Consider the following 6,378-nt stretch of genomic DNA (forward strand, 5'->3'; position numbering starts at 1 on the left):
GCCCAGCTGCGGGCCGATGGCGCGTTGGTGCTGGGCCCGGCCGCTGGCGACCAGGCCTGCGGCGAGATCGGCGACGGGCGCATGCTGGAAGCGGACGAACTGCGCGATGAACTGATCGCTTCGTTCCAGCCCAAGCTGCTGGCCGGCAAGAAGCTGCTGATCACCGCGGGCCCGACCTTCGAGGCCATCGACCCGGTGCGTGGCATCACCAACCACTCCAGCGGCAAGATGGGCTTTGCGATCGCGCGAGCAGCACAGGAAGCTGGCGCGGAGGTCACCTTGATCGCCGGGCCGGTGCACCTGCCGACGCCGCCGCACGTGCGCCGCATCGACGTGCAAAGCGCGCAGCAGATGTTTGATGCGGTGCTGCCGCAGGCGCCGCTGCACGACGTGTTCGTCGCCACCGCGGCGGTGGCCGACTGGCGCCCGGCGGTGATGAACGAGCACAAGATCAAGAAGGACGGCAAGAAGCTCGCGCCCAGCTTCGAGCTGACCGAGAACCCCGACATCCTGGCCGCCGTCGCCAGCCTGCCGGACAAGCCCTGGTGCGTCGGTTTTGCAGCCGAAAGCCAGGACCTGCTGACGCATGCGCGCGAGAAGCTGCTGCGCAAGAACGTGCCGCTGATCGTCGGCAACCTCGGTCCGGCGACCTTTGGGCGCGACGACAACACGCTGGTGCTGGTGGACGCCGCGGGCCACCGCGAACTGCCCGCTGGCGACAAGCTGGCGCTGGCGCGCCAGCTGGTGGCCGAGATCGCCCGCCGCACGGCCGGCGTGTGACCCAATTCAGTGATCTCTTTGCAGTGAACATGACCCCCATCGAACTGAAGGTGCTGGACCCGCGTGCCGGTGAACAGCTGCCCGCGTACGCGACGCCCGGCAGTGCCGGCCTGGACCTGCGCGCCTGCCTGGACGCAGCCGTGACGCTGGCGCCCGGCGAAACCACGCTGATCCCCACCGGCCTGGCGATCCACATTGCCGATGCCGGACTCGCCGCGCTGATCCTGCCGCGCTCGGGCCTGGGCCACAAGCATGGCATCGTGCTGGGCAACCTGGTCGGCCTGATCGACTCGGACTACCAGGGCCAGTTGATGGTGAGCTGCTGGAACCGCGGCCAGGTCGCGTTCACGATCCAGCCGATGGAGCGCATTGCGCAACTGGTCATCGTGCCGGTGGTACAGGCGAGCTTTCGCGTCGTCGATTCATTCGATGCCAGCGACCGGGGCGCCGGCGGGTTCGGTTCGACCGGCGTGGCCTGAGAAGCTGATTCAGTGCAGTGAGGCGCCGGGCGGCGGGCCGCCCATGACGACCACCGGCGGCTCGACGCTGCCGGCTTCGGTTTCGGCGGCGGTCGCTTCGCGCACGTCGACCACCTTCAGTTCCAGGCGAAGCGCCATGCCGGCCAGCGGATGGTTGGCGTCCAGCACCACATGTTCCGGGTAGACCTCGGTCACGATGTAGGTCAGGTCCTGAGGCATGTCCGGCGTGGCAGCGCCTTCGGGCAGGCCATCGAACTGCATGCCGGGTTCAACCCCCTCCGGGAAAAGCTGGCGTGCTTCATAGCACAGCAGATCGGCGTTGTATTCGCCAAAGGCGTTTTCAGGTTCCAGGTGCAGGTGAGCTTCGAAGCCCGTTGTCTGGCCTTCCAGCGCTTCTTCCACCTTGGGCAGCAAATCGTCGCCGCCATAGAAAAATTCGACCGGGTCGCTGAGCTCGTCGATGAGCTGACCTTGGGCATCCGACAGGATCCAGGTCAGCGTCACCACGCAAGGTGAAGTGATGTCCATCGCGGAATGATCGCACAAGGCGAAGGGTCAAGCAGCGGACAATGCCGCCCCATGACCGTGGACCCCAATCTCTCCTTGCCGCTGCTGGGCGGCCTCTCGCCGGCGCAATTCATGCGCCGCCATTGGCAGAAAAAGCCTTACCTGATCCGCCAGGCCGTGCCCGGCGTGCAGCCGCCGCTGGCGCGTGCCGAGCTGTTCGATCTGGCCGGGCGCGACGATGTCGAATCCCGCCTGATCCGCCAGACCACCGCGGCAAAAAAAGCCGGCCCTGGCTGGCGCCTGCAGCACGGCCCGCTGACGCGGCGCCAACTGCCGAGCCCCAAGCAGGCCGGCTGGACGCTGCTGGTCCAGGGCCTGGACCTGCATGTGCCAGCTGCGCGCGATCTGCTGAGCCAGTTCCGCTTCGTGCCCGAGGCGCGGCTGGACGATTTGATGATCAGCTATGCCAGCGATGGCGGCGGTGTCGGCCCGCATGTCGACTCCTACGACGTGTTCCTGCTGCAGGTCAGCGGCAGCCGGCGCTGGCGCATCGGGCCGGTCAAGGACGACAGCCTGGTGCCGGGTGTTCCGGTCAAGCTGCTGGCGAATTTCGAGCCCCAGCAGGAATGGCTGCTGGAAGCTGGTGACATGCTGTACCTGCCGCCGCAATGGGCACATGACGGCGTGGCCGAAGGCGACGATTGCATGACCTGCTCGATCGGCTTTCGAACGCCCACGCCCACCGAGATGGCGCGCGACGTGCTGCAGCGCATGCTGGACGCGCTGGATGCGCCCGAGCGCGAACCGCGATACCGCGACCCCAGGCAGGAGGCCACCGCAACGCCTGGCCGCATTCCCGAGGCTTTGCAAAGCTTTGCGCAGCACGCGGTGATCGCCGCGCTGAACGATGCCTACAGCCTCAACAGCGCGCTGGGCGAGTCGCTCACCGAGCCGAAGGCGACCGTGTGGTTTGACGGTGGCGAGGCGCTGCAGCCTGGTGATGGGCTGGTGCTGGATGCACGTTCCCGCATGATGTACGACGATCGCCAGGTGTTCCTGAACGGCGAATCCTTCCGCGCGGGTGGGCGCGATGCCAAGCTGATGCACCAGCTTGCAGATCAGCGCGCGCTGTCACCGCGCGAGGTGGCCAGGCTCAGCGAAGAGGCACTGACGCTGGTGCAGGATTGGGCCGAAAGCGGCTGGGTGCGTGCGGCGCCACGCCAAATCGGTGTGCGTGCCCCGAAATGATGCGTGACGGCAACGTTTCGCGCCCGCGCGTCGGCAGCCCAAGGTTTTTCTTGATAGGGAAGGCCCCTAGTGGCGGGTGTTGCACCGGTATAATCAAGAGCTAGGTACAGGAACGTGTCCACAGGAGCAGGGCGTACGCATGTAGATGCATGACGTGTACTCTCCCAGCGTTTTTGGCCTTTCGCGAGGAGGAGGCGCGCGTGAACAAGCGGGCTTCCAGAATTACCGGTAATTTTGTTCGACCCCTTTTGTTTTCGAGGACATTCATGAACAAGTCGCTCCTGCTGGCTTCCCTGATCGCCGTTGCCGCCCTGGCTGCTTGCAGCAAGAAGGAAGAAGCTCCTGTTGCTCCGGCTCCCGCTGTCGAAGCTTCGGCTCCGGCTGCTGCCCCGGTTGCACCCGCTTCGGAAGCTGCTTCGGACGCCATGGCGCCCGCATCGGCTGCTTCGAACTGAGCTGCCGAGTCGCCTTTCTGGCGACTGGAAAAAAGCCACCCTCGGGTGGCTTTTTTCATGCCTGAACCAGTTTCGTGCCACGCTGCTGAATCCCGTCCCGCGGGCGGTGGCGGTATCTTGTGAAACCGACATGAAACTCTTGAGCCGCCAGGCCAGCGCGGCCGAAGAATAGGCACGCGGTTTGCCTGTTGGCCTTTCGGCACCTGTTGCCTAACTGTCGCTGCAGGCATGGAAAAGGGCCCCGCAGGGCCCTCGATATTCGACAGCCGTTACCCGGCGTGCGGCATCAATACTTCAGCTCTTCGACCAGCAAGGTGACGATGCGCTGCGCATTCGCGCCGTTGTCCGGCTCGCCGGCAGGAGTCAGCACATTGACGCGGGTGGCGTTGGCGCCATCGGCCTTGACCATGATGCGGTAGCGGCCCAGCGCTTTTTCGGCCGGGTCTTTTGCACCGAACCAGCGCATCAGGAAGTTCGGGCCGTCCTTGGAGGCTTCGTTCGGGTCCACGTAGCGCACGGCGTACGAGCCCAGCGTGCGGTCACGTTCCTCGACCGTGAAGCCGCTGCGGTCCAGCGCCAGGCCGACCCGGCGCCAGGCGCGTTCCAGTCCATCGTCCAGTTGCATGGTGGCAGAGGGTTCGCCGCTGATCACGCGGGCCTTTGTGGGCCGGCTGTTGGCACTGCCGCCGGCGGCGGGCGTGGTGCCGGCCTTGCCGGCATCCGCGGTGGTGGTTGCGGCCTTGCCACCCATGGACAGCATCATGCGCGACAGCATCTCGGCCTCGAGGTCGTGGTCGGTGGGGCGGTTGGTCCAGATCGTGCCGCTGTCGCGGTCACGGCCGCTGTAGACCTCTTCCAGGCCGCGGTGGCTCAGGTAGACCTCACTGCCGCCGCTTGCGGTGCGCTCGATGCGGATGCGGAACTTGTCCCGCTCGCCGGTCGAGTAGAGGCTCTCGAAGACCTTGCCGAGGCTTTCCCGGATGATGTCCTGCGGCAGCTTGGCGCGGTTCTCGTTCCACTCGGTCTCCATCACGCCCGCTGCAGCGTCCTCCTTGGACAACTGCAGCCCGCTGTTGAGCAGGAACTCGCGCACCTGCGGCCAGACCTGTTCCGGGCTGCGGCTGGTGACCAGCCAACGCTGCTCGCCGGCACGCTCGATGCGCATGTCGCCGGCCTGGCTCAGCGCCACCGTGGGTGCGCCCGAAGCCGCAGCGGCAGCCGGCTTTGCGCCGCCTGCCAGCTCAGAGGCCGAGATGCTGCCGTTTTGCGGCGTGTAGCGGCCGTCGCGTGCCAGCGGCGTGAGGTCCGGCGGCACCTCCAGCGGCGTCGTTTTGCGAGCCTGGCTGCGGTAGTCGATCTTGTCGTCGGGCAACACGCTGCTGAGCATGCCGCAACCGGCCAGACTGGCGGCGATCAGGGCAAAAACGGCGCCACGGACGGCCGTGATCGCGAAGGCTTTATTCACTTGGGACATCTCCGGTCGGCGGTCAGAAACAAGACCGCCGCTTGGCTGGAACGAGGGCCGGCCGCCAAAAGCGGCTGCAGCCAGATCGGCCGCGATTCTGGCTCAAACTTGAAAGGTGCTCAGATCAGGCCGCATTCGCGCAGCGCGGCACCGACCTGGGCCTGGCCGGCAGCAGTCAATTCGACCAGCGGCAGGCGCAGGAAATTCTGGCAGCGGCCCATCTGTGACAGCGCCCACTTGGCCGGCGCAGGACTGGCTTCGCAGAACAGCTGGCGGTGCAGCGACAGCAGGCTGAAATGGATTTCGCGGGCGGCGGCGGCGTCACCTGCCATCGCGGCTTTGCACAGCTGCTGCATGCGGCGCGGTGCAACATTGGCGGTGACGCTGACGTTGCCATGGCCGCCCAGCAGCATCAGCGCGACCGCGGTGCCGTCGTCACCCGAATAGATCGAAAAACCCTTGGGCGCGTGCTTGATCAGCCAGGCCGCGCGCTCGATGTTGCCGGTTGCTTCCTTGATGCCGAAGATGCCGGGCACTTCGGCTAGCCGCAGCACGGTGTCGTGCTGCATGTCTGCCACGGTGCGGCCGGGCACGTTGTACAGCATCACCGGCAGGTCGACCGACTCGGCGATCGCCTTGAAGTGCCGGTAGATGCCTTCCTGCGAAGGCTTGTTGTAGTAGGGCACGACCTGCAGCGTGCAGTCGGCGCCCACCTCTTTCGCATAGCGCGTGAGGTTGATGGCCTCGGCGGTGCTGTTGGCACCGGCGCCGGCCATGATGGGCACGCGACCTTTGGCGTGTTCGACCGCCACGCGGATGATCTCGCAGTGCTCGTCCACGGTCACGGTGGCGGATTCACCGGTGGTGCCGACGACGGCAATGCAGTCCGTGCCTTCGGCAATGTGCCAGTCGATCAGCGCGCGCAGCGCCGGGTAGTCGACGCTGCCATCTTCGTGCATCGGCGTCACCAGGGCGACGATGCTGCCAACAATCGGTGTCATCAGGATTCCTTGCAGAGCGGCTGATTTTAGCCTTGTGACAGCGGCCATTCCGGCAGCGAATTGCGCTGCGCGTCATGACGGTCCGCCGCCGCAGCGGGCCGGCGCGCCGCGACGCGCTGCACGAATCGCGCGGGCGCCGCCAACAGGCCTTGCTCGAAGCCCTGCACCTGCCAGCCGGCGCAGCGCTGCAGCAGTTCGCCGGGCTGCAGCAGGAATTCCGCGCGGGCAGGGCGACCGATGGTCTCCTGGCCGGCGGTAAAAGTTTCGTAAAGCAGCAGGCCGCCGGGCGCCACCGTGTCCAGCAACGCGTCAAAACGAGGCCGCCAAAGGTAGTTCGTGACGACGACCAGATCGAAGCAGCGACCTGCCAGCGGCCAGGTCTGTTCTTCCAGCTCGGCCTGCACCACTTCGATGCCGGCCACGCCCGCCAGCGAGTGCAGCGC

8 protein-coding genes are annotated in these 6,378 nt (G+C 66.3%); 4 read left to right on the top strand and 4 right to left on the bottom strand.

From position 1 onward, the window contains the following. Both coaBC and dut read left to right on the top strand, forming a co-directional pair. On the top strand, positions 1-780 hold a 780-nt coding region (gene coaBC / locus FKP22_RS17680), incomplete at its 5' end, for a bifunctional phosphopantothenoylcysteine decarboxylase/phosphopantothenate--cysteine ligase CoaBC (protein WP_141288851.1). Positions 781-809: 29 nt separating this feature from the next. Continuing rightward, positions 810-1,259, top strand: a complete 450-nt coding sequence (gene dut / locus FKP22_RS17685) for a dUTP diphosphatase (protein ID WP_141288853.1) — start codon at positions 810-812, stop codon at positions 1,257-1,259. A 9-nt stretch (positions 1,260-1,268) separates the two neighbouring features. Here the strand turns inward: dut and FKP22_RS17690 are convergent, their stop codons facing one another. Next, entirely contained in the window at positions 1,269-1,787 is a 519-nt protein-coding gene (locus tag FKP22_RS17690) for an FKBP-type peptidyl-prolyl cis-trans isomerase (RefSeq protein WP_141288855.1), read from the bottom strand. 57 nt (positions 1,788-1,844) lie between these two features. Here FKP22_RS17690 and FKP22_RS17695 point away from each other — a divergent pair, with 57 nt between their 5' ends. Together FKP22_RS17695 and FKP22_RS17700 are read left to right on the top strand one after the other, a co-directional pair. Beyond that, positions 1,845-3,014 carry a JmjC domain-containing protein gene (locus tag FKP22_RS17695; RefSeq protein ID WP_375140592.1) on the top strand — a complete coding sequence of 390 codons (1,170 nt, stop codon included), beginning with the start codon at positions 1,845-1,847 and terminating at the stop codon, positions 3,012-3,014. A 200-nt stretch (positions 3,015-3,214) separates the two neighbouring features. Beyond that, complete coding sequence (locus FKP22_RS17700; RefSeq protein WP_231012799.1) at positions 3,215-3,469, top strand: hypothetical protein; 255 nt, start codon at positions 3,215-3,217, stop codon at positions 3,467-3,469. 286 nt (positions 3,470-3,755) lie between these two features. Here the strand turns inward: FKP22_RS17700 and bamC are convergent, their stop codons facing one another. The 3 genes from bamC to FKP22_RS32180 form a co-directional block, all read right to left on the bottom strand. Beyond that, a complete protein-coding gene (gene bamC, locus FKP22_RS17705; RefSeq protein ID WP_233446878.1) occupies positions 3,756-4,934 on the bottom strand; it encodes an NlpB/DapX family lipoprotein in 1,179 nt (392 codons plus the stop codon). Between the two features lie 119 nt (positions 4,935-5,053). Next, positions 5,054-5,935, bottom strand: a complete 882-nt coding sequence (gene dapA / locus FKP22_RS17710; RefSeq protein WP_141288861.1) for a 4-hydroxy-tetrahydrodipicolinate synthase — start codon at positions 5,933-5,935, stop codon at positions 5,054-5,056. Positions 5,936-5,961: 26 nt separating this feature from the next. Continuing rightward, positions 5,962-6,378, bottom strand: a 417-nt coding sequence (locus tag FKP22_RS32180) for a class I SAM-dependent methyltransferase (protein WP_233446879.1), incomplete at its 5' end; no start/stop codon positions are given.

The organism is Ideonella azotifigens (assembly GCF_006519715.1).
GTDB classification, from domain to species: domain Bacteria; phylum Pseudomonadota; class Gammaproteobacteria; order Burkholderiales; family Burkholderiaceae_C; genus Ideonella; species Ideonella azotifigens.

Coding starts and splice junctions, on each gene's coding strand:
- dut (WP_141288853.1), top strand. CDS start 810: ATGACCCCCATCGAACTGAAGGTGCTGGACCCGCGTGCCGGTGAACAG.
- FKP22_RS17690 (WP_141288855.1), bottom strand. CDS start 1,787: ATGGACATCACTTCACCTTGCGTGGTGACGCTGACCTGGATCCTGTCG.
- dapA (WP_141288861.1), bottom strand. CDS start 5,935: ATGACACCGATTGTTGGCAGCATCGTCGCCCTGGTGACGCCGATGCAC.